The sequence below is a fragment of the Klebsiella sp. Lac1 genome (genome assembly GCF_009825425.1).
Classification (GTDB): Bacteria; Pseudomonadota; Gammaproteobacteria; order Enterobacterales; family Enterobacteriaceae; genus Klebsiella; species Klebsiella electrica.
This window is the reverse complement of sequence record NZ_VJZJ01000002.1, coordinates 385,480-407,210: the sequence shown is the minus strand read 5'-3', so window position 1 is coordinate 407,210 and position 21,731 is coordinate 385,480. Positions and strand designations below refer to the sequence as shown.

Sequence of the window (21,731 nt, the reverse complement as noted above, 5' to 3'; positions counted from 1 at the left end):
CCGGGGGGCGACGCTTTAATGCTGCGGGCCCTGCTCATCCTGATGCATCTTCACGCAATCGCGCCCGCTGCGCTTGGCCACGTACAGCGCGCTGTCAGCATTGCGCAGCAGCCGGTTGTAATCCGGGTGACCGGTATGCACGGCATAGCCCGTACTGGTGGTAATGGCGATATTCGTCTCGCCCCCGACGTTAAACGGCAGCTGGCTGATGCTTTTACGTAAGCGTTCAAGGAGCGCAAAGGCTTCAGCCGCGCCGGTTTCCACCAGAACCAGCAGAAACTCTTCGCCGCCATAGCGAAAGATATAATCGCTGGAGCGGATGTTATTGCTGAGCAGGTCGGCAACGTGCTTGATTGCCCGGTCGCCCACCATGTGACCCCAGCTATCATTAATCTCTTTAAAATGGTCGATATCCACAATCGCCACCGTCATCGGCAGTTCATGTTCCATGGCGAGCGTGACCTCATGCTTGAGGACCACCGGCAGATAGCGGCGGTTGAGCAGGCTGGTCAGGGAGTCTTTGCCGTTTTGCATCTGCGACAGACTGCTGAAGATAACCCCGAGCTGACTGCTGATTTTCTGGCAATGGATGTGGATACTCTGGAGCAAAGCTTGCGTATTTTTATATTCTGCGCCACTGTCTGAGGATTTCCAGCCGGTGATATAATTGTCTACCTGCGCAATCAAGTCGGCTATCTCTTCCATCTGCGCATTCTTATTAAAATAACGAACGCATTTATGACGGAACCACAGGCCAAACTCTGATTCAGATAATAACGTCCCGTTAATATCGGCCCGGTTTTCACTGACGATATTATAAATCGCGCTATTCTCCCAACCGGAGAGCGAGGCCTGCTGTTTGCCATATTCCATTGGCACATTATCCATCAGGCTATACAGACGATAGGCTTCTTCATTTTTCGTCGCCCGATAGTGCGACAAAGTGTAGGCATGGCACATCATCTCGATCGCCATAGTAATCGCCATCACCGCGTAGCGGATGGTTGCAAGACCGTTCTGGTAGTCAATCTTATCGTTATCCCGCACATACTCAATCAGCCCGGCCTTAAGCTGGCGGGCGCCGCGCAGTACAGCCTCGGCGGGGATACCGATGCGCGCATGAATACTGCCGATATGGTATTGCCTTTCTGCCAGCGCCTGCAGCTGCTCTTTCTCGCTGGTCAAAATATCGTTGACCCACACGGCCAGAGAACGACTAAGACGTTCCTGAACCAGATCGTAAGTCAGGTGGCGGGCGATATCGGGATCCTGAAAAATGAAGTCATAAAAACGAGTGGCCAGAGCTTCAGACTGCTCAGCGGCAATATTTTTAAGAATCGCCTTCACTTCCGGCGTCAGACCGTCATACAACGGTAACCATTCCTTAAAAATAACGGAGATATATTTCTTGCTTTCATCGCTCATTGAATAAAGCACTCGTCGATACAGGTCTATTTTCAAGGCCGCAAATAATACAACAGTTCGCTCTGGTCAACCAGATTAAAAATGCAGCAACCGGGCTTAACCTTCTCCCGTCCGGGCATTTGCGGCAATGGGCGCGGTGGCGTCAGTGGCGGCCACCGGCGATAAGGACGTGGTTAGTGCTTGCGGTTGATCACGCGACGTAGCAGCCAGGTAAAACCCATCGCCATGCCAAACAGGATAAAGAGCAGAACCACCCAGCTCAGAGAAATCCGCACTAACGCGCTGAACGTCATCAGCGGTTGCAGGTAGACGGTAAAGGATTCACTTAGCGGTTTACCCATCAACAGCATTACGCTGTCAACGGCCCAGACGCACACCCGACAAGCAACCCAGATAATCGCCGGCCAGCATAGCAGAACCAAAAAGGTGAAGCGTTCCTGCAGGTAACGGATGAACTGGCGCAAAGGCGACCATTTTAAAAGGATCTTCATTGATATTCTCATCGTGCCGCTCGATAACCTTGATGCCACCCCCATCGGACTGCGTCGGGTGAAGGGATCTCAGCGACATCGGGATAGCATTAATATAGATCGTACGCGCTACATTATATCGATATTACCGTGACACGAACTCGATCGAGTTAACAAACTGTTAATGACACTAAAACATTTACCCACTAAAGTCCAGTTACAACAGCACGTATCGTCAAATATGAGAAAATCAATCTAACATATTGATAAATAATGAATTAAATTTAAAATATAAATCAAATAAACACTTATGGATATAAAAATGGATTTTTGATTTTATATTCTGCCGTCATTAATAAGTCCCGGGAATAATATTTTCCATTAATCGATACAGTGGCAAAAAAGAAGGGAGATATTGAACAGGAATAAAGTGAAATATGGTGGGGAGGTGGTCATGGCAGGCTTTTATGTCGTCTGAACAAACAGATTGCTGCCAGACGCCTGACTGACGGATTATCGGGACAAAAACGCAAAAAGCCCGTCCGTGAGGGCGGGCTGCTTTCGCCATAAACCGCAGACAAAACAAAAGGCCCGGTCTTTCGACCGGGCCTTCTGCTTTATTTGATGCCTGGCAGTTCCCTACTCTCACATGGGGAGACCCCACACTACCATCGGCGCTACGGCGTTTCACTTCTGAGTTCGGCATGGGGTCAGGTGGGACCACCGCGCTAGTGCCGCCAGGCAAATTCTTTGTGCTCAGTACGCAATTCTTTATCGCATCAGCCGCGTTGCCTGCGCTCGTAAAGTCAGTCACATACTTCAGTATGCTCCTTCCTTTACTTCGCTTGTCGCCTTGCTGCTGCGCAAATTATTGCGTACTCAACCCTGAATCTAAGCTGAAAATCTTCTCTCAAATCCGCCAAAACAGCTTCGGCGTTGTAAGGTTAAGCCTCACGGTTCATTAGTATCGGTTAGCTCAACGTATCGCTACGCTTACACACCCGACCTATCAACGTCGTCGTCTTCAACGTTCCTTCAGGACTCTTAAAGAGTCAGGGAGAACTCATCTCGGGGCAAGTTTCGTGCTTAGATGCTTTCAGCACTTATCTCTTCCGCATTTAGCTACCGGGCAATGCCATTGGCATGACAACCCGAACACCAGTGATGCGTCCACTCCGGTCCTCTCGTACTAGGAGCAGCCCCCCTCAATTCTCCAGCGCCCACGGCAGATAGGGACCGAACTGTCTCACGACGTTCTAAACCCAGCTCGCGTACCACTTTAAATGGCGAACAGCCATACCCTTGGGACCTACTTCAGCCCCAGGATGTGATGAGCCGACATCGAGGTGCCAAACACCGCCGTCGATATGAACTCTTGGGCGGTATCAGCCTGTTATCCCCGGAGTACCTTTTATCCGTTGAGCGATGGCCCTTCCATTCAGAACCACCGGATCACTATGACCTGCTTTCGCACCTGCTCGCGCCGTCACGCTCGCAGTCAAGCTAGCTTATGCCATTGCACTAACCTCCTGATGTCCGACCAGGATTAGCTAACCTTCGTGCTCCTCCGTTACTCTTTGGGAGGAGACCGCCCCAGTCAAACTACCCACCAGACACTGTCCGCAACCCGGATGACGGGTCTACGTTAGAACACCAGCCATTAAAGGGTGGTATTTCAAGGTTGGCTCCATGCAGACTGGCGTCCACACTTCAAAGCCTCCCACCTATCCTACACATCAAGGACCAGTGTTCAGTGTCAAGCTATAGTAAAGGTTCACGGGGTCTTTCCGTCTTGCCGCGGGTACACTGCATCTTCACAGCGAGTTCAATTTCACTGAGTCTCGGGTGGAGACAGCCTGGCCATCATTACGCCATTCGTGCAGGTCGGAACTTACCCGACAAGGAATTTCGCTACCTTAGGACCGTTATAGTTACGGCCGCCGTTTACCGGGGCTTCGATCAAGAGCTTCTCCTTACGGATAACCCCATCAATTAACCTTCCGGCACCGGGCAGGCGTCACACCGTATACGTCCACTTTCGTGTTTGCACAGTGCTGTGTTTTTAATAAACAGTTGCAGCCAGCTGGTATCTTCGACTGAGTTCAGCTCCACGAGCAAGTCGCTTCACTTACCATCAGCGTGCCTTCTCCCGAAGTTACGGCACCATTTTGCCTAGTTCCTTCACCCGAGTTCTCTCAAGCGCCTTGGTATTCTCTACCTGACCACCTGTGTCGGTTTGGGGTACGATTTGATGTTACCTGATGCTTAGAGGCTTTTCCTGGAAGCAGGGCATTTGTCACTTCAGCACCGTAGTGCCTCGTCATCACACCTCAGCGTTAATAAGGTACCGGATTTACCTGGAACCTCCGCCTACATGCTTAAACCGGGACAACCGTCGCCCGGCCGACATAGCCTTCTCCGTCCCCCCTTCGCAGTAACACCGAGTACAGGAATATTAACCTGTTTCCCATCGACTACGCCTTTCGGCCTCGCCTTAGGGGTCGACTCACCCTGCCCCGATTAACGTTGGACAGGAACCCTTGGTCTTCCGGCGAGCGGGCTTTTCACCCGCTTTATCGTTACTTATGTCAGCATTCGCACTTCTGATACCTCCAGCAACCCTCACAGGCCACCTTCAACGGCTTACAGAACGCTCCCCTACCCAACAACACATCGTGTCGCTGCCGCAGCTTCGGTGCATGGTTTAGCCCCGTTACATCTTCCGCGCAGGCCGACTCGACCAGTGAGCTATTACGCTTTCTTTAAATGATGGCTGCTTCTAAGCCAACATCCTGGCTGTCTGTGCCTTCCCACATCGTTTCCCACTTAACCATGACTTTGGGACCTTAGCTGGCGGTCTGGGTTGTTTCCCTCTTCACGACGGACGTTAGCACCCGCCGTGTGTCTCCCGTGATAACATTCTTCGGTATTCGTAGTTTGCATCGGGTTGGTAAGTCGGGATGACCCCCTAGCCGAAACAGTGCTCTACCCCCGAAGATGAGTTCACGAGGCGCTACCTAAATAGCTTTCGGGGAGAACCAGCTATCTCCCGGTTTGATTGGCCTTTCACCCCCAGCCACAAGTCATCCGCTAATTTTTCAACATTAGTCGGTTCGGTCCTCCAGTTAGTGTTACCCAACCTTCAACCTGCCCATGGCTAGATCACCGGGTTTCGGGTCTATACCCTGCAACTTAACGCCCAGTTAAGACTCGGTTTCCCTGCGGCTCCCCTATTCGGTTAACCTTGCTACAGAATATAAGTCGCTGACCCATTATACAAAAGGTACGCAGTCACCTAACAAGTAGGCTCCCACTGCTTGTACGTACACGGTTTCAGGTTCTTTTTCACTCCCCTCGCCGGGGTTCTTTTCGCCTTTCCCTCACGGTACTGGTTCACTATCGGTCAGTCAGGAGTATTTAGCCTTGGAGGATGGTCCCCCCATATTCAGACAGGATACCACGTGTCCCGCCCTACTCTTCGAACTCACAGCCTGTGCATTTTAGTGTACGGGAGTATCACCCTGTACCCTGCGACTTTCCAGACGCTTCCACTAACACACAAACTGATTCAGGTTCTGGGCTGCTCCCCGTTCGCTCGCCGCTACTGGGGGAATCTCGGTTGATTTCTTTTCCTCGGGGTACTTAGATGTTTCAGTTCCCCCGGTTCGCTTCGTTAAACTATGTATTCACTTAACGATAGTGTGACGAATCACACTGGGTTTCCCCATTCGGAAATCGCCGGCTATAACGGTTCATATCACCTTACCGACGCTTATCGCAGATTAGCACGTCCTTCATCGCCTCTGACTGCCAGGGCATCCACCGTGTACGCTTAGTCGCTTAACCTCACAACCCGAAACTGTTTCGTAAAACGGTTCGTGTTGCGAAAATTTGAGAGACTCAGACACACCGCTTTTCCTTTCTTATTACGGAGAAAGGAAACAGTGTGTCGTTTCAATTTTCAGCTTGATCCAGATTTTTAAAGAGCAAATATCTCAAACGTCACCCGAAGATGAGTTTTGAGATACTGAGGTCGGCGACTTTCACTCACAAACCAGCAAGTGGCGTCCCCTAGGGGATTCGAACCCCTGTTACCGCCGTGAAAGGGCGGTGTCCTGGGCCTCTAGACGAAGGGGACACTGAAGTCTCAATCGCAAGACGCCTTGCTATTTACTTTTCATCAGACAATCTGTGTGAGCACTACAAAGGCAGGTTCTTTCAGGTAAGGAGGTGATCCAACCGCAGGTTCCCCTACGGTTACCTTGTTACGACTTCACCCCAGTCATGAATCACAAAGTGGTAAGCGCCCTCCCGAAGGTTAAGCTACCTACTTCTTTTGCAACCCACTCCCATGGTGTGACGGGCGGTGTGTACAAGGCCCGGGAACGTATTCACCGTAGCATTCTGATCTACGATTACTAGCGATTCCGACTTCATGGAGTCGAGTTGCAGACTCCAATCCGGACTACGACATACTTTATGAGGTCCGCTTGCTCTCGCGAGGTCGCTTCTCTTTGTATATGCCATTGTAGCACGTGTGTAGCCCTACTCGTAAGGGCCATGATGACTTGACGTCATCCCCACCTTCCTCCAGTTTATCACTGGCAGTCTCCTTTGAGTTCCCGGCCTAACCGCTGGCAACAAAGGATAAGGGTTGCGCTCGTTGCGGGACTTAACCCAACATTTCACAACACGAGCTGACGACAGCCATGCAGCACCTGTCTCAGAGTTCCCGAAGGCACCAAAGCATCTCTGCTAAGTTCTCTGGATGTCAAGAGTAGGTAAGGTTCTTCGCGTTGCATCGAATTAAACCACATGCTCCACCGCTTGTGCGGGCCCCCGTCAATTCATTTGAGTTTTAACCTTGCGGCCGTACTCCCCAGGCGGTCGACTTAACGCGTTAGCTCCGGAAGCCACTCCTCAAGGGAACAACCTCCAAGTCGACATCGTTTACAGCGTGGACTACCAGGGTATCTAATCCTGTTTGCTCCCCACGCTTTCGCACCTGAGCGTCAGTCTTTGTCCAGGGGGCCGCCTTCGCCACCGGTATTCCTCCAGATCTCTACGCATTTCACCGCTACACCTGGAATTCTACCCCCCTCTACAAGACTCAAGCCTGCCAGTTTCAAATGCAGTTCCCAGGTTGAGCCCGGGGATTTCACATCTGACTTAACAGACCGCCTGCGTGCGCTTTACGCCCAGTAATTCCGATTAACGCTTGCACCCTCCGTATTACCGCGGCTGCTGGCACGGAGTTAGCCGGTGCTTCTTCTGCGAGTAACGTCAATCGATGAGGTTATTAACCTCACCGCCTTCCTCCTCGCTGAAAGTACTTTACAACCCGAAGGCCTTCTTCATACACGCGGCATGGCTGCATCAGGCTTGCGCCCATTGTGCAATATTCCCCACTGCTGCCTCCCGTAGGAGTCTGGACCGTGTCTCAGTTCCAGTGTGGCTGGTCATCCTCTCAGACCAGCTAGGGATCGTCGCCTAGGTGAGCCGTTACCCCACCTACTAGCTAATCCCATCTGGGCACATCTGATGGCATGAGGCCCGAAGGTCCCCCACTTTGGTCTTGCGACGTTATGCGGTATTAGCTACCGTTTCCAGTAGTTATCCCCCTCCATCAGGCAGTTTCCCAGACATTACTCACCCGTCCGCCACTCGTCACCCGAGAGCAAGCTCTCTGTGCTACCGTTCGACTTGCATGTGTTAGGCCTGCCGCCAGCGTTCAATCTGAGCCATGATCAAACTCTTCAATTTAAGTTTGATGCTCATGAATTAAACTTCGTAATGAATTACGTATGTTCACTCACTGAGACTTGGTATTCATTTTTCGTCCGAGGACGTTAAGAATCCATGTCACTTTGAGTGCCCACACAGATTGTCTGATAAATTGTTAAAGAGCAGTTGCGACGCGCTTTAGCGCTCTGTCGCGAGGTGGCGTATATTACGCTTTCCTCTTCCAGAGTCAACCCTGAATTTCAGAATTTTTTCTCTGCCGACCCGACTTAATCTGTGAACTCGTTCACATTCGCCGTGTCAGTGGGAGCGCATTATAGGGAGTTTTGTTTCCATGGCAAGCCTTAAAATACAAAAAACTTATCAAACGCTCATTATTTGAACTTTCCCGTATTTCACCCCGTGGCCATAAAGCGCAGAAACCCAGTATCCACGCAGCTTACAGCCGCAACAAGGCCAAATCCCGCAAAGAGTAAAAAAGCGCGCGCGGTATTCACTATCGGCATTTTTCCCCCTTTCTTTCTTTAATCCCCTTACGGCGCACCATCGCGGATGGCGAATTAAGCGGCTGTCTTGACTCATGACAAAGCGCCGCTGGTCGACTCCTTTCTATAATCAGGCCCGTTTCTACATTACTGGTGTGAACCTATGGCTTATCAACTGAACATCAACTGGCCCGAGTTTTTAGAGAAGTACTGGCAAAAGCAGCCGGTGGTATTAAAGAATGCTTTCCCGGACTTCGTCGATCCGATTACGCCGGATGAGCTGGCCGGTCTGGCCATGGAACCCGAAGTCGACAGTCGCCTGGTGAGCCTGGTTAACGATCGTTGGCAGGCCAGCAACGGGCCGTTTGAACATTTTGACGGTCTGGGCGAGACCGGCTGGTCTCTGCTGGCGCAGGCGGTGAACCACTGGCATATGCCAGCTGCCGAGTTGGTACGCCCTTTCCGCGTTCTGCCGGACTGGCGCCTTGACGATCTGATGATCTCCTTCTCCGTCCCCGGCGGCGGCGTGGGTCCGCATATCGACCAGTACGACGTCTTTATTATTCAGGGCATGGGCAGCCGTCGCTGGCGCGTGGGTGACAAACTGCCGATGCGCCAGTTCTGTCCGCACCCGGCGCTGCTGCATGTCGACCCATTCCCGCCGATTATTGATGAAGACCTCGAACCGGGCGATATCCTCTATATCCCGCCAGGATTCCCGCACGATGGCATTACCCACGAAACCGCGCTGAACTACTCCGTCGGCTTCCGTGGCCCGAACGGTCGCGATCTGATCAGCAGCTTTGCCGACTATGTGCTGGAAAACGATCTTGGCGGCGAGCACTACAGCGATCCGGACCTCACCTGTCGTGAGCATCCTGGCCGGGTTGAAGAGTATGAGCTTGAGCGCTTGCGGTCGATGATGATCGATATGATTCGCCAGCCGGAAGATTTTAAACAGTGGTTCGGCAGCTTCGTGACCACCCCGCGCCACGAGCTGGATATTGCTCCGGCGGAACCGGCGTATGCAGAAGAGGAAGTGGTCGATGCGCTAATGGGCGGCGAAAAGCTTTCTCGCCTCAGCGGCCTGCGCGTTCTGCATATCGGCGACAGCTTCTTCGCGCATAGCGAACAGCTGGACACCACCGATGCTGAAGCGCTGGATGCCCTGTGCCGCTATACCTCACTCGGTAAAGAAGAGCTCGGCAGCGGTCTACAGAATCCGGCGTTCGTGAGTGAACTGACGCGTCTGATCAATCAGGGCTACTGGTACTTCGAAAAGTAATCCACCGCCCCGCACGGAGGTCCCCCGAAAGCCTGGTTCTACCCGGCTTTCGGCATTTACGGCATCTGTTTGGGCAAGATCAGAATAAAGCGCGTTGAGCGACTATCGGACTCCACCACCACGCTGCCGTGATGCGCGGTGACAATAGACTTCACGATCGCGAGGCCGATACCGCTCCCCTCCCCTTTACGCTGCCGGGAAGGATCGACGCGATAAAAACGGTCGAATAGCCGCGGTAAGTGCTCAGCCGCAATCGGTGTCCCCGGATTTTCCACCACCAGCTTCGCCTGCCCGGCGATTTCACTGACCTGAATCGTCACCGCCTGCTGACCCGGCGTATAGCGAATCGCGTTCGACAACAGGTTGCTGATGGCCCGCCGCAGCATCAGCGGGTCGCCGGTGACCCAGCATGCATTGCCGGTAAAACGCAGCGTCACCTCTTTCTCTTCTGCCCAGGCTTCAAAGAAGTCGAACACTTTGTTGACCTCATCGGCCAGGTTCAGGGTTTTCTGCTCGGGGATCAGCTGATTGTTGTCCGCCTGCGCCAGAAACAGCATGTCGCTCACCATCCGCGACATCCGCGAAAACTCTTCCAGGCTGGAGTACAGCACATCCTCCAGCTCTTTCTGGCTGCGGGTCTGACTGAGGGCTATTTCCGTTTGCGTCACCAGGTTGGTAATCGGCGTACGGATCTCATGGGCGATATCGGCAGAAAAGTTGGACTGGCGGGTAAAAACATCTTCAATACGTTCCAGCATATGGTTAAACGAAATCACCAGCCGTTCCAGCTCCACCGGCACACTCCCGGGATTTAAGCGGACGTCGAGATCTCTGGATGTGATGTTTTGAATCTGCCGGCTGACCTGGCGGATCGGTTTGTGCCCCTGATAGACCACGAGCAGCACAATCAAGATGATAAGAATGCTGATCACCGAGGCGGCTGAAATCAGCTTCGCCTTCAGCTCATTAATATAGTGCAGGTGGAAATCGATCGATAACGCCATCAGCAGATGATAAGCCGGTTTGCCCTCCGCCGTGTTGCCGAGCGGCAGCATAATCAACCGCCAGGCGCGGCTTTGCATCGGGTGGTTATCATGCGTCACCGCCTGCGGATACGGATCGCTCCACGAGGTAACACGCCCGTCCTGCAGACGGGCCGCCAGCCCGGGGGTGCTCATGATATGGCTCAGATCCGGGCCATTCGGCGACTGGAACAGAATATTCCCGTTGGCATCATCGAGGCAGATAAAGACATTGGCGTAACCCGCAATCACGTTTTTTAAGATATCCAGCCGCTGCGCCTGCGGATAGTCGTCATGATTAAGTACCGTTTCAAGCGTTGTCGCGAGCTGCTTTAAGTCGTGAACGTCACGCTCCTCAAAGTGCGCTTTGACCGAATGGATCATTATCCAGGTAAAAGCAAAGAACGCCACGATCGTGGCCAGGCTGATAAAAAAAGTCAGTCGCGAAGCCAGCGAAAAAGGCCGCGGGAACCACTTACTCAACATCCGGAACCTCAAGCATATAGCCCACGCCGCGCACGGTCTGGATAAGCTTCGGTTCAAAGTCATTATCGATTTTGGCCCGCAGCCGCTTGACCGCCACGTCGATGGCATTGGTATCGCTGTCAAAGTTCATATCCCAGACCTGGGAGGCAATCAGCGACCGGGGCAGCACTTCCCCCTGGTGACGCAGAAAGAACTCCAGCAGCGTGAACTCTTTGCTGGTCAGGGTGATACGCGTTCCGCCGCGAGTCACTTTACGACTCACCAGATCGACGAACAGATCCGCCGCCTGAAACTGGCTTTCCGCTATTGTTGATGCGCCGCGGCGCAGCAAGGTTCTGACCCGCGCCAACAGCTCGGCAAAGGCAAAGGGCTTCACCAGATAGTCGTCCGCGCCCAGCTCCAGCCCCTTCACCCGATGCTCAACGGTGCCGAGGGCCGTCAGCAGCAGGACGGGCATGCCTTTACTGGCGGCGCGCAGCATTCTGACAATATCCCAGCCGTTCACGTCAGGCAGCATAATATCGAGAATCAGCAGGTCATAATCGCCGGTCATCGCCAGGTGATAGCCGTTCAGACCGTTATCGGCGAGATCAACGACAAAACCGGATTCCGTCAGCCCTTTGGTCAGGTACTCCCCAGTTTTCTTCTCATCTTCGACGATCAAAATCTTCATGACATGCTCCTTCACGCGCTTTGAGTGCGGGTTTCCAATTTTAGAGGAGCCAAACCGGATAGCAATGAATTCTCAGGAAAATGACAGATTTGTCATTTTCCTGTCACGCATCGAACAGCGGCCGTTTTGTACAGTACCCGTCATTCATTCGCCGCCGAAAAACGTCCTGCCCTATGCGCAAATTAAAGCTCATCACGCTCAGCGTGATTTTTGTTCTGACCGGCTGCCTCTCTTTCGCTCCGGAGTACCAGCAGCCGGCCTCGCCGGTGCCGCAGCAGTTCTCGCGCAGCCAGAACAAGCTGGTCGCCATACCCGCGCCTTATCAGGAGAGCGGCTGGCGGACGTTTTTCGTCGACCCACAGGTGAAGTCGCTGATTGGCGAAGCGCTGCTGAACAACCGGGATTTGCGCATGGCGACGCTCAAAGTCCAGGAGGCAAGAGCGCAATATGGCGTCACCGATGCCGATCGCTACCCGCAGTTGAATAGCGCCGCCAGCACCACCTGGAGCGGCAAGCTCAAAGGTGACACCACCACCGCCAGCGACTATCAGGCCGGGCTTAACCTCAGCTTTGACCTCGATTTCTTCGGCCGTCTGAAAAACTTAAGCGAGGCGGACAGGCAAAACTATTTCGCCAGCGAGGAAGCCCGCCGGGCGGTTCATATTTTATTAGTCTCGAATGTCTCGCAGAGCTATTTCAACCAGCGCCTGGCCTGGGCTCAGCTGCAGGTGGCGAAGGAGACGTTGCAGAACTACCAGCGTTCCTACGCCTTTGTCGAGAAACAGCTGCTGACCGGCAGCACCACGGTCCTGGCGCTGGAGCAGGCACGCGGGGTCATCGAAAGTACCCGTGCCGATATCGCCAGACGTGAAGGCGAACTGGCGCAGGCCAACAACGCCCTGCAGCTGCTACTGGGCAGCTATCAGCATCTGCCTGATGACGCGGCCAGCAGCCTCCTTGATATCAACGGCGTCGCCTTGCCGCCAACGCTGTCCTCGCAGATCCTGCTACAGCGGCCGGATATTTTACAAGCCGAGCACGGTTTACGTGCCGCGAACGCCAATATCGGCGCCGCCCGCGCGGCCTTTTTCCCGTCGATAACCTTAACCAGTTCGCTCTCCGGCAGCAGCGCGGATTTGTCCCGCTTGTTTAACCCCGCCAGCGGAATGTGGAATTTCGTCCCCAAAATCGAACTGCCGATTTTTAATGCCGGGCGCAATCAGGCCAACCTCGATTTAGCGAAAATCCGCCAGCAGCAGGCGGTGGTGAACTACGAGCAAAAAATCCAGGCCGCCTTCAAAGAGGTCGCCGACGCGCTGGCCCTGCGCCAGAGCCTGGCTGACCAGATCAGCGCTCAGCAACGCTACCTCGCCTCACTGCAAACGACACGGCAACGCGCCAGGGCGCTCTATCAGCATGGCGCGGTGAGCTATATCGAAGTGCTCGATGCCGAGCGTTCGCTGTTCACCACGCGACAAACCCTGCTGGACCTCAACTACGCCCGTCAGGTCAACGAAATCAAGCTATTCACCGCCCTGGGTGGCGGCTGGGTGGAATAAATCATCATTTACTTTCAGGAGTATGCAGCATGAATCACCTTACTAAAACCTTCATTTTCAGCCTTCTTTCTGCGCTCATGTTCAGCGCGCAGGCCAACGAACACCAGCATGGCGACATGATGAATGCCCAGCCAGCCGCGCAGCAGACACAGGCCATCAGCGCCACCGGCGAGGTTAAATCCATTGATACGGAGAGCAAAAAGGTCACCATCGCCCATGATGCGATTCCGGCGGTGAACTGGCCGCCGATGACCATGCGTTTCACCTTTACCCCGCAAACGCCGCTCAACAACATTAAAGCCGGCAGCAAAGTCGCCTTTACCTTTATTCAGCAGGGCAATCTCTCCTTATTACAGGATATCCATCTCGCACAGTAACGCCCGCGGAGATAGCTTCCCAATCACACCGGAATGGACACAGATATGGCCTCGTTTCCCCTCAAAAACAGCGCGCTGATTATCGGCAGTATGCTTATTGGCGGCATGATCTCCGCAAGCCTGTACGCCTGGTTCTCGCCGCCCACCGCCGCGGACAGCGCGGCGCCAACCGGTACAACAGAGGCCCGTAAAGTGCTGTTCTGGTATGACCCGATGTACCCCAATACGCGCTTTGATAAACCGGGGAAATCACCGTTTATGGATATGGACCTGGTGGCGAAGTATGCCGACGAAGAGGGAGCCCCCGCTTCCACGCCCGGCGTGCGCATCGATCCCACCCAGACCCAAAACCTGGGGCTAAAAACTGAACCCGTTCGCCGTGGCCCGCTGCATTTCGAGCAGTTGCTCCCGGCGAGCGTCAGCTTTAACGAATATCAGTTTGTGATTGTGCAGGCGCGCTCGGCGGGGTTTATCGAAAAGGTCTATCCCCTCACCGTTGGCGATAAAATTCGCCAGGGCACGCCGCTGGTCGATCTGACCATTGCGGACTGGGTCGAAGCCCAGAGCGAATATCTGCTGCTGCGGGATACCGGCGGCACCGCTACCCAGGTGGAGGGGATTCTGGAGCGTCTGCGCCTCGCCGGCATGCCGGAAGAGGATATTCGCCGCTTAACAGCGACGCGCAAAATTCAGACCCGTTTCACCCTCAAAGCGCCGATCGACGGCGTTATCACCGCCTTTGATTTACGCAGCGGGATGAACATCACCAAAGATAACGTGGTGGCGAAAATTCAGGGCATGGATCCGGTGTGGATCAGCGCCGCAGTGCCAGAATCGGTTGCCTGGCTGCTTAAAGACAGCGCGCAGTTTACGATTTCCGTACCGGCCTGGCCGGGGAAAACCTTCACCATCCGCAAATGGACGATTTTGCCCAGCGCAGATGCCACGACCCGCACGCTACAGCTACGCCTGCAGGTAGATAACGCCGATGAGATGCTCAAACCGGGGATGAACGCCTGGCTGCGGCTGAACACTCAAAGCCAGCCGATGCTCTTGATTCCGTCAAAAGCGCTGATCGATACCGGCACGGAGCAGCGGGTGATTACGGTGGATAACGACGGGCGCTTTGTCCCTAAACGTATCGACGTGTTCCAGCAATCCGGCGGCGTCACGGCGGTCAGCGCCGGTCTCAGCGAAGGCGAAAAGGTGGTCTCCAGCGGCCTGTTCCTGATTGATTCAGAAGCCAATATTTCCGGCGCTCTCGACAGGATGCGCGCGCAGACGCCTGCCGCGCACGCCCACTAGGAGATGACACATGATTGAATGGATAATCCGTCGCTCGGTAGCTAACCGCTTTCTGGTGATGATGGGCGCGCTGTTTCTCAGCCTCTGGGGGGCGTGGACGATAGTCCATACGCCGGTCGATGCGCTGCCGGATCTCTCGGATGTGCAGGTTATCGTGAAAACCAGCTATCCGGGGCAGGCACCACAAATCGTCGAAAATCAAGTCACCTGGCCGCTGACCACCACCATGCTGTCGGTGCCGGGAGCCAAAACGGTACGCGGCTTCTCGCAGTTTGGCGACTCCTATGTCTACGTCATTTTTGAGGATGGCACCGACCCCTACTGGGCGCGCTCCCGGGTCCTGGAATATCTCAACCAGGTGCAGGGCAAACTGCCGGCGGGCGTCAGCGCCGAAATGGGACCAGATGCGACCGGCGTGGGCTGGGTCTTCGAATATGCGCTGGTCGATCGCAGCGGTAAACACGACCTCGCCGAACTGCGCTCGCTGCAGGACTGGTTTTTAAAATACGAGCTGAAAACCATCCCCAATGTCTCGGAAGTGGCGTCGGTCGGCGGCGTGGTCAAAGAGTATCAGATTGTCGTCGACCCGCAGAAACTGACCCAGTATGGCATCAGCCTGTCAGCGGTAAAATCCGCGCTGAATGTCTCCAACCAGGAGGCTGGCGGTTCGTCCGTCGAGCTGGCGGAAGCCGAATATATGGTGCGCGCCAGCGGCTACCTGCAGACGCTGGATGACTTCAATAATATCGTACTGAAAACCGGCGAGAACGGCGTGCCGGTCTTTTTACGCGATGTGGCGCGAGTGCAAATCGGCCCGGAAATGCGCCGCGGCATCGCCGAACTCAACGGCGAAGGCGAAGTGGCCGGCGGCGTGGTGATCCTACGTTCCGGCAAAAACGCCCGCGACGTGATTTCCGCCGTTAAAGACAAGCTTGAGACCCTGAAAAGCAGCCTGCCGGAAGGGGTGGAAATCGTCACCACCTACGATCGCAGCCAGCTGATCGACCGGGCGATCGACAATCTCAGCCACAAACTGCTGGAGGAGTTCATCGTCGTGGCGCTGGTCTGCGCGCTGTTCCTGTGGCACATCCGCTCCGCCCTGGTGGCGATTATCTCCCTGCCGCTTGGTCTGTGTATCGCCTTTATTATCATGCATTTTCAGGGGCTGAACGCCAACATCATGTCGCTGGGCGGTATCGCCATCGCCGTGGGGGCGATGGTTGACGCCGCCATCGTGATGATCGAAAACGCCCATAAGCGGCTGGAAGAGTGGGAGCACCACAACCCGGGGCAGAAACTGGCCAACGACACGCACTGGAAAATTATCACCGATGCCTCGGTGGAGGTCGGTCCGGCGCTGTTTATCAGCCTGCTGATTATCACCCTGTCGTTTATCCCGATTTTTACCCTCGAAGGTCAGGAAGGGAAGCTGTTTGGCCCCCTCGCTTTTACCAAAACCTGGTCGATGGCGGGTGCGGCGCTGCTGGCGATCGTGGTGATCCCGATCCTGATGGGCTTCTGGATCCGCGGCAAGATCCCGGCGGAAGCCAGCAACCCACTCAACCGTTTTCTGATCCGCATTTATCATCCGCTGTTGCTGAAAGTTCTGCACTGGCCGAAAACCACGCTGCTGGTTGCGCTGCTGTCGATCCTGACCATTATCTGGCCGCTGAACCGAACAGGCGGCGAGTTCTTACCGCAGATCAACGAAGGCGATCTGCTGTATATGCCCTCGACGCTGCCGGGGATCTCAGCCGCGCAGGCGGCGGATATGCTGCAAAAAACCGATAAACTGATCATGACCGTGCCGGAAGTGGCCCGCGTGTTTGGCAAGACCGGTAAGGCGGAGACCGCCACCGACTCCGCGCCGCTGGAAATGGTCGAAACCACCATTCAGCTCAAGCCCCAGGCGCAGTGGCGACCGGGGATGACCATGGAGAAGATTATCGCCGAGCTGGATAAAACCGTGCGTCTGCCGGGACTGGCCAACCTGTGGGTACCGCCGATTCGTAACCGCATCGATATGCTCTCTACCGGGATCAAAAGCCCGATCGGCATTAAGGTTTCCGGCACGGTCCTCTCCGATATCGACGAGGTTGCCGAACGGATCGAAGTGGTCGCCCGAACCGTGCCGGGCGTCACCTCGGCGCTGGCAGAACGTCTGGTGGGCGGGCGCTACCTTAATATCGATATCAACCGCGAAAAAGCGGCCCGCTATGGCATGACCGTGGGCGACGTTCAGCTGTTTGTGTCGTCGGCCATCGGCGGCGCCATGGTGGGTGAAACGGTAGAAGGCGTCGAGCGCTATCCGATCAACATCCGCTACCCGCAAAGCTATCGCGATAGCCCGGAAGCCCTGCGCCAGCTGCCAGTTCTGACCCCGATGAAGCAGCAAATCACCCTCGGCGACGTCGCCGAGGTGAAGGTGGTGACCGGTCCTTCGATGCTGAAAACCGAGAACGCCCGCCCGGCCAGTTGGATCTACATCGACGCCCGCGATCGCGACATGGTCTCCGTGGTTCACGATCTGCAAAAAACCATCGCCGAACAGGTGCAGCTGAAACCGGGGATCAGCGTGTCGTACTCCGGGCAGTTTGAGCTGTTCGAACGCGCCAATCAGAAGCTGAAGCTAATGGTGCCGATGACGCTGATGATCATCTTCGTCCTGCTCTACCTGGCGTTCCGCCGTTTTGGCGAGGCACTGCTGATCATTACCAGCGTACCGTTCGCCCTCGTTGGCGGTATCTGGTTCCTGTATGGGATGGGGTTCCATCTGTCGGTGGCCACCGGCACCGGGTTTATTGCGCTGGCCGGGGTGGCGGCAGAGTTTGGCGTGGTGATGCTGATGTATCTGCGCCACGCCATCGAGGCCGACCCGTCGCTGGAAAACCCGCACACCTTCAGCGTCGAAAAACTCGACGAGGCGCTGTATCAGGGGGCGGTGCTGCGCGTGCGGCCAAAGGCGATGACCGTGGCGGTGATTATCGCCGGTCTGCTGCCGATTTTATGGGGGACTGGCGCGGGCTCGGAGGTGATGAGCCGCATCGCCGCCCCGATGATTGGCGGGATGATCACCGCCCCGCTGCTGTCGCTGTTTATTATTCCGGCGGCATATAAGCTGATGTGGTTGTACCGCCATCGGCAAAGGCGGAAATCGATGGCGGCCTGATATCAAGCGGGGGCCAGAACGGCACCCGCTTTTACGATTTCAGCGCCGGATTACCGGCCCAGTAATTTCTCATACTGCGCCTGGAACTGCGGCGCATTCCACGAACCATCGAACAAGGTGTAAGTGATATAGCCCTTGTTCAACCAGCCGCTGTCGTTATCTGCTGTCGTGGGTTCCAGCGATGCCGGGTTCATCGTCTGCTTCGCCGTACCGTCCGCCTGCAGTTCATAACCGATCTGCGGCGTTGGAAACTGCTGATTGTCGATATAGTGGACGCCTTTAATTTCAGCGGTCGGCAGCGGCGGATAGTTGATACTCAGCCCGGAGCCTTTCGGCAGCAGCGCTACGCCGGGCTGGCGCGTAGCGTTCAGTTTATCCACCACCGTCACCACGTAATCCACGGAGTCAGGCCAGTATTTATGCGTGCTCGGCCATTTGTTTTTCATCTCCTCTTGCGTGAAGCGATAGCCAATGCTGGCGGCGATAGCCGGGAAACCGTAACGCAGCGCGCGGGCCGCCGCGCTGACGGTGCCGGAGTTTACCTGCGCCATGCCGGTATTCGGCCCGTCATTCACCCCTGAAATGACCAGGTCCGGCGCCGCCTCTTTCATCACCCCCCACAGGCCAAAATCCACGGCATCCGCCGGCGTGCCCGGGAAGCAGTAGCGCTTGTCGGCGACTTTCTTAACGTCGAACGTTTTACCCGGTTTGAAGGTTATCGCTGAGCCGATGCCGCTCTGGTTGGTGTCGGGCGCCACCATCCACACGTCATACCCTTTGGCGGCCAGCTTTTCCTGCAACGACGTGGTGCCAACCGACTGGCAGCCATCGTCGTTAACCAGCAGAATTCTGAGCGGTTTTTCCGCCGCCTGGGTCGAGGCGGTCAGTACGGTGAGCAGCGCAGCGGCGAGAATGTTGATTTTCACGATGACTCCTTAGTCAGTATCAAGATATTTGTCTGGCGCAAAAAAAAACCTAAGAAACCTGCACGCAAATTGACTTGCGCCAGGTCTCTTAGGTTTTGCCGTTATTCCGTTACAATCCCAGGACAAGGGGAAAATACCCCGTATCGACAGAATAATCCACAGGCAACAGGTTTATTATGTGACTACGATCAATAACAAAAAACTATTCCACCAAAAGCAAAGTGTATCAAATGATATTCCCCCCGGAATCCCGACATCTAATTATTAAGAGTCTTCCCTGTTATTCCCTGACAATACCCGGAGAGTTAAAATGTTATTGGTAACAAATCACAGGGCATGCGAACGATCACATTTATTAATATCAAAAAAAATTCCACCTGTTTTTCCCTCCCTGACATGATAAGGTCGGTGGTAGTGGATTGTTACTGTTTTCAACACAGGCAAAACCTACGTCAGAGACTCCGGCGGCATCATACACTATGCCCATCCCGAGTCACTGACGTAGGTTTTTTTTTGGCTTTAACATAATAAACAGGAGAACAATATGAAAAAATGGCTAACCGCAATCATCATGTTCGCCAGCGCAGCAACCTGTTCAGCCGCGGAAATGAAAGACGATGGCAGCATTAATATCTATTTTGCCCGACACGGGAAAACGCTATTAAATACCTTCGACCGCGTGCAGGGATGGGCCGATTCTCCGCTGACGGAAGACGGTATCCGCGTCGCCCGTTATCTCGGAGAAGGTTTAAAAGAGGTGAAGTTCGACCGTTTTTATTCCAGCGATGCCGGACGACAGCGAGAAACTATGGCGGTGATTCTGAAACAGGCCGGGATCAACGATTATCGCCTGATCGAGTTGCCAGGCCTGCGCGAAGCCTTCTTTGGCAGCTTTGAAGGCGGCTTCAACAAGGATATGGCAGCGGCCGGCGCACAACAGTTGGGCTTAAAAGACAGCGCCGCCCTGTTCAGCAAAATGAAAGCGGGCACCCTGCCGGTAGATGAAAGCCAGAACGCACTGGCCGCTGCCGACCCGCAGGGCATGGCGGAAAACTATCAGCAGGTAAAACGTCGGACTCAGGCGGCGCTACATACCATCGTTGAAAATGCCATAACCCATGGCGACAAAAATATTCTCGCCATTTCGTCCGGCACCTCGATGCAAATTATGATTTCCGATCTGACCGACGATGCGGCAAAAAATAAACCGCTGGCCAACGCGGCGGTGGTAAAAATTGTCTATAAAGATGGCACATATTCCGTTGCAGAAATCGGCACAATGAAATATATCGCAGCCGGAAAGCAGGCTCTCAATAAAAATAACTGATCGCTTAATTATATTATTACAGATAACTGTTGCCGCCAGCCCCAGTTGGCTCGCGGTGTCTCGCCTCGGGGTTTATAATGAAAAATAATATCATGACGATGCTGCTTCTGACCCTTCCTGTCAGCGCCTGGTCAGCAAATAGCGTTCCGCAACCGGATATGATGGATACGGTATTTGCCGATCCTCTTTTTAGCCAGTCACATATGACGCTGTCGCTTAAAAACTACTGGAAATATCTTAAGGAAGAGGAGACAGAACCAAAGAAAGTGCACAACGCCTGGGGTCAGGGCGTTGCCGTGGATTACCAGTCAGGCTATTTCGCCGATATCATTGGCTTCGATGCAATTTATTATGGCGCCATCAAGCTAGGTGCCAGCGATTATTTTAACTCGCGCGGCGTGCTCTACAACGAGGGGAACGGTAATAAAAAGAGCAATGCCCAAGGTTTTTCCAAATTTGGTCAGCGCAACATAAAACTGAAATATCAACTCGCCGATCTCAATCTGAACGCCCGCTGGGGTTGGCAGATGATTAAAAACACGGGCGTCATCTCTACCTCTACCCGTCTGTCGCCGACGACTTATCTCGGCTGGAGCGGCAGCGTCAACTACGATGACGTGACTCTGCGCGGCGCCTATATCGAAAGTTCGATGGAACGTAACTCGCCGGATAAGAAGCGCTTCCAGACCAATACCGGACGGTACCTCAACCACATCGCCAGCGGCGATATCCTGTGGCAGGGCGAGCGGCTGAATGTACAGTACGGCTATGGCGAAAGCGATAATTACCTACGCCGCCACGTGCTGTTCACACAACTCAAACCGCTGAAGCAGCTGAATATCGGCACGCAGATTTATGCCACTCATGCTTTGGATGAATATAAAGCGATGCCGGCCAGCAAGCGTGATTTCGACAGCGATGCCCGGCATTTTGCCATTGATGTGAAATGGCAGGCGGACAACTGGAGCACGAAGTGGGGGCTGGGCTATACCGATGCCGAAAAAGCCGACGAAATCGGCTTTTTCCCCCGACATATGAGCAAAAACTCGCGCGGTACCTTTATTTCGATGGCCTACGCCGGTAGCGACTACCTGCGCGACGGGGAGCTGGTGCTGGCGAATATGTCAGACTACAACCTGACGCCAGAGCTGGCGGTCGGTCTGGCGGGCAACATTGCGCAGTTCAACTACAAGGGCAACCGCGTGCGTACCGGGGAAATCAACGCGTTTAGCCGCTGGGCGCCAACGCATCCGCAGCTGAAAAATCTGACCGTCTGGGCGATGTTCGGGCCGGGATGGTCCTATCGCATGAACGGAAAAACGCCGGTGCTGAACGATGGTCACTACATCCGGGCCAATTCACTCTCTTCCGAGGTCATCATCGAGTATCGGTTTACGCTGTTCTGAGCCTTCGCCGCCGTACGCAGTGATACCGGCAATCACGCGATACAGCAAAATCGGCGCGCGTAAAATAGTTTTAC

The 21,731-nt window shown here is 54.5% G+C and carries 12 protein-coding genes, 1 tRNA gene and 3 rRNA genes; 7 read left to right on the top strand and 9 right to left on the bottom strand.

Annotation, left to right across the window (positions count from 1 at the left end; genetic code table 11):
* Positions 1 to 15: 15 nt before the first annotated feature.
* From FNY10_RS17315 to FNY10_RS17290, 6 genes are all read right to left on the bottom strand, one after another.
* Complete coding sequence (locus tag FNY10_RS17315) at positions 16 to 1,425, bottom strand: diguanylate cyclase (protein ID WP_160702352.1); 1,410 nt, start codon at positions 1,423 to 1,425, stop codon at positions 16 to 18.
* Between the two features lie 173 nt (positions 1,426 to 1,598).
* Positions 1,599 to 1,916, bottom strand: coding sequence for a hypothetical protein (locus FNY10_RS17310; RefSeq protein WP_131049455.1), 318 nt, complete (start codon positions 1,914 to 1,916; stop codon positions 1,599 to 1,601).
* Positions 1,917 to 2,521: 605 nt separating this feature from the next.
* A 5S ribosomal RNA gene (gene rrf, locus FNY10_RS17305) occupies positions 2,522 to 2,637 on the bottom strand.
* Positions 2,638 to 2,835: 198 nt separating this feature from the next.
* Positions 2,836 to 5,741: ribosomal RNA gene (locus FNY10_RS17300) — 23S ribosomal RNA — on the bottom strand.
* A gap of 216 nt (positions 5,742 to 5,957) precedes the next feature.
* A tRNA-Glu gene (locus FNY10_RS17295) sits at positions 5,958 to 6,033 on the bottom strand.
* 85 nt (positions 6,034 to 6,118) lie between these two features.
* Positions 6,119 to 7,658 (bottom strand): 16S ribosomal RNA (locus FNY10_RS17290).
* Together the 16S, 23S and 5S rRNA genes with 1 tRNA gene alongside form the textbook arrangement of a ribosomal RNA operon.
* A gap of 627 nt (positions 7,659 to 8,285) precedes the next feature.
* Here FNY10_RS17290 and FNY10_RS17285 point away from each other — a divergent pair.
* Complete coding sequence (locus FNY10_RS17285) at positions 8,286 to 9,407, top strand: cupin domain-containing protein (RefSeq protein ID WP_160702354.1); 1,122 nt, start codon at positions 8,286 to 8,288, stop codon at positions 9,405 to 9,407.
* 56 nt (positions 9,408 to 9,463) lie between these two features.
* On the opposite strand, the gene FNY10_RS17280 is transcribed toward FNY10_RS17285, so the two are convergent.
* Together FNY10_RS17280 and FNY10_RS17275 are read right to left on the bottom strand one after the other, a co-directional pair.
* Positions 9,464 to 10,915: a Cu(+)/Ag(+) sensor histidine kinase gene (locus FNY10_RS17280; RefSeq protein WP_160702356.1), complete on the bottom strand. Its 1,452-nt coding sequence runs from the start codon at positions 10,913 to 10,915 to the stop codon at positions 9,464 to 9,466.
* The gene (locus FNY10_RS17275; RefSeq protein WP_141965399.1) at positions 10,905 to 11,588 is read right to left on the bottom strand and encodes a copper/silver response regulator transcription factor; all 684 of its coding nucleotides are present in this window, start codon (positions 11,586 to 11,588) and stop codon (positions 10,905 to 10,907) included. Before FNY10_RS17275 ends, FNY10_RS17280 begins: the two co-directional genes overlap by 11 nt.
* Positions 11,589 to 11,761: 173 nt before the next feature.
* Between FNY10_RS17275 and FNY10_RS17270 the strand changes: the two genes are divergently transcribed.
* Genes FNY10_RS17270 through FNY10_RS17255 form a run of 4 tightly spaced genes read left to right on the top strand, consistent with a single transcriptional unit; the run spans position 11,762 to position 17,998 of the window.
* Positions 11,762 to 13,147, top strand: a complete 1,386-nt coding sequence (locus tag FNY10_RS17270; RefSeq protein ID WP_160702358.1) for an efflux transporter outer membrane subunit — start codon at positions 11,762 to 11,764, stop codon at positions 13,145 to 13,147.
* Positions 13,148 to 13,176: 29 nt separating this feature from the next.
* On the top strand, positions 13,177 to 13,524 hold the full coding sequence (cusF, locus tag FNY10_RS17265; protein ID WP_100684769.1) for a cation efflux system protein CusF: 348 nt from the start codon (positions 13,177 to 13,179) through the stop codon (positions 13,522 to 13,524).
* 45 nt (positions 13,525 to 13,569) lie between these two features.
* Complete coding sequence (locus tag FNY10_RS17260) at positions 13,570 to 14,829, top strand: efflux RND transporter periplasmic adaptor subunit (protein WP_160702360.1); 1,260 nt, start codon at positions 13,570 to 13,572, stop codon at positions 14,827 to 14,829.
* 10 nt (positions 14,830 to 14,839) lie between these two features.
* Entirely contained in the window at positions 14,840 to 17,998 is a 3,159-nt protein-coding gene (locus FNY10_RS17255) for a CusA/CzcA family heavy metal efflux RND transporter (RefSeq protein ID WP_160702362.1), read from the top strand.
* Between the two features lie 50 nt (positions 17,999 to 18,048).
* Here the strand turns inward: FNY10_RS17255 and surE are convergent, their stop codons facing one another.
* Positions 18,049 to 18,924, bottom strand: a complete 876-nt coding sequence (gene surE, locus FNY10_RS17250) for a 5'/3'-nucleotidase SurE (protein ID WP_131050722.1) — start codon at positions 18,922 to 18,924, stop codon at positions 18,049 to 18,051.
* A gap of 544 nt (positions 18,925 to 19,468) precedes the next feature.
* Between surE and FNY10_RS17245 the strand changes: the two genes are divergently transcribed.
* Positions 19,469 to 20,251 carry a histidine phosphatase family protein gene (locus tag FNY10_RS17245; RefSeq protein ID WP_160702364.1) on the top strand — a complete coding sequence of 261 codons (783 nt, stop codon included), beginning with the start codon at positions 19,469 to 19,471 and terminating at the stop codon, positions 20,249 to 20,251.
* 77 nt (positions 20,252 to 20,328) lie between these two features.
* Complete coding sequence (locus tag FNY10_RS17240) at positions 20,329 to 21,657, top strand: OprD family outer membrane porin (protein ID WP_141965405.1); 1,329 nt, start codon at positions 20,329 to 20,331, stop codon at positions 21,655 to 21,657.
* The last annotated feature ends 74 nt before the right edge of the window (positions 21,658 to 21,731 follow it).